The organism is Mesorhizobium sp. B263B2A (assembly GCF_020165775.1).
Lineage (GTDB): Bacteria > Pseudomonadota > Alphaproteobacteria > Rhizobiales > Rhizobiaceae > Mesorhizobium > Mesorhizobium opportunistum.
In genome coordinates, this window is the sequence record NZ_JAIUIU010000065.1 from 1 (window position 1) to 1,301 (window position 1,301).

2 protein-coding genes are annotated in these 1,301 nt (G+C 63.5%); both read left to right on the forward strand.

Going from position 1 to position 1,301, the window contains the following annotated elements:
* Positions 1–428: ABC transporter permease subunit (locus tag LB568_RS33400; RefSeq protein ID WP_224732400.1), on the forward strand; the 428-nt coding region annotated here is incomplete at its 5' end.
* The coding region (gene cysW / locus LB568_RS33405) for a sulfate ABC transporter permease subunit CysW (RefSeq protein ID WP_224732401.1) at positions 421–1,301 on the forward strand (881 nt) is incomplete at its 3' end. The genes LB568_RS33400 and cysW, both read left to right, overlap by 8 nt.

The window sequence follows — 1,301 nt, forward strand, 5'->3', positions numbered from 1 at the left end:
TCAAGGTCGCCTACACGCCGCTCGGCATCGTCATCGCCCTGGTCTTCATCGGCCTGCCCTTCGTCGTGCGCACCGTGCAGCCGATCATGGAAGAGATCGACAAGGAGGTCGAGGAAGCCGCCGCCACGCTTGGCGCCAGCCGCTTCCAGATCATCACCCGCGTGCTGTTCCCGGGCCTGGCGCCGGCCATCATCACCGGCTTTTCGCTGGCCTTTGCCCGCGGCGTCGGCGAATACGGCTCGGTCATCTTCATCGCCGGCAATCTGCCCTACAAATCCGAGATCGCGCCGCTTTTGATCGTCATCCGGCTCGAGGAATACAATTATCCGGCGGCGACCGCGATCGCGGCGATCATGCTCGCTCTGTCGTTCGTCATGCTTCTGGTCGTCAATCTGGTGCAGACATGGAGCCGCAAGCGCTATGGCTGATCCCGAAATCAAATCCTGGGAACCCTACCATGAGAGCCGTTCGGCGGCGGTGACCGAAAGCCGTCCGGCGCAGGCCGTGCTGATGGCGATCGCCTTTGCCTTCCTCGGCGTCTTCCTGCTCTTGCCGCTGATCATCGTCTTCCATGAGGCGCTGGCGAAAGGCGTCGGTGCCTATACGCAGGCCCTGGGCGAAGCGGATGCGCGCTCGGCCATCCACCTGACATTGCTCGTCGCCGCGATCTCGGTGCCGCTCAATGTCGTCTTCGGCATCTCCGCCGCCTGGGCCATCGCCAAGTTCGAATTCAAGGGCAAGGCGTTCTTGACCACGCTGATCGACCTGCCCTTCTCGGTCTCGCCGGTGATCTCGGGCCTGGTCTATGTGCTTTTGTTCGGCGCGCAAGGGTTGCTCGGCGATTGGCTGAAGGGACATGGCATCCAGATCCTGTTCGCCGTGCCGGGCATCGTGCTGGCCACCGTCTTCGTCACCTTCCCGTTCGTCGCCCGCGAGCTGATCCCGCTGATGCAGGAACAGGGCAATGGCGATGAGGAGGCGGCGCTTTCGCTCGGCGCCAATGGCTGGCAGACCTTCTGGTTCGTCACCTTGCCCAACGTCAAATGGGGGCTGCTCTACGGCGTGCTGTTGTGCAATGCGCGCGCCATGGGTGAATTCGGCGCGGTGTCGGTGGTGTCGGGCCATATACGCGGCCTGACCAACACCATGCCGCTGCATGTCGAAATCCTCTACAACGAGTACAACGCCGTCGGCGCCTTCGCCGTCGCCTCGTTGCTGGCCGGGCTGGCGCTGGTCACACTGGTCTTGAAAACACTGCTCGAGATGCGCTACGGCGCCGAACTCGCCGCGACGCGCGGGCA